At 35.1% G+C, this 761-nt stretch carries 1 protein-coding gene; it reads right to left on the reverse strand.

The genetic code is table 11. The features are described from left to right. Positions 1 to 346: ABC transporter substrate-binding protein (locus tag ACS8FD_RS19755; protein ID WP_439277118.1), on the reverse strand; the 346-nt coding region annotated here is incomplete at its 3' end. Between the last annotated feature and the right edge of the window lie 415 nt (positions 347 to 761).

The following is a 761-nucleotide window of genomic DNA, read 5'->3' on the forward strand; positions in this document are numbered from 1 at the left end:
TTTTGCCAAATTTGACCCCTTTACGTAGATTAAAGGTATAGGTTTTGCCATCTTCGCTAATATCCCAGCTTTCAGCCAGCCCTGGTTGAATCTCGGTGTCAGCTCTTTTGAATTCTACCAAGCCGTTATAGATAGGGTAGGCGCTGGCATCAAAGTCAGTACCAGAAGTATACTGTGCTGGATCGAAGCCAGCAGGGCTGCCTTCTGAGCAATAAAGCAATGTTTTAGCTGCTTTGGCATCTGAGCTGGCAGCGGATTCATCAGTGGTTTTGTTGTCGCCGCTACAAGCGCTAATACCTAAAATAACCGTAGCCAACAAAGTAAGTTTGAAGAGTGATTTTTGCATTATTACATCCTATGTAAATGATAAGAAGTTTACCAATATATGCACAGGTTCATACCTAAACCATAAACACAATTGGCAAACTCTTAATTCCCTTTAAAGTTTTTATCAATATAATATTTTTAATATGCAATGCAGAACAAGAGTAATGTTTTGACCACTTTAGGTCAAGCATGCAAGAAAACAAATATAAATAAATTGTTTGAATATACTCTTTCAAACAGCAGTAATGCAAGTTATCTGTGAACTAAATTCAACAAACACTGCCTTATATTAAGAACGTTTGTTTTTTAATTGAGTATAAACAACTAAACAGTAACCAATATTTAATCAAAATAAATAAATAAAAATGACTAAGGCGTATTAATTAATTAGTACATCTTTGACAGCACAGGCATAATGAGCCAAGTTATTGAAT

The sequence above is a fragment of the Psychrobacter sp. 1U2 genome, from assembly GCF_051847575.1.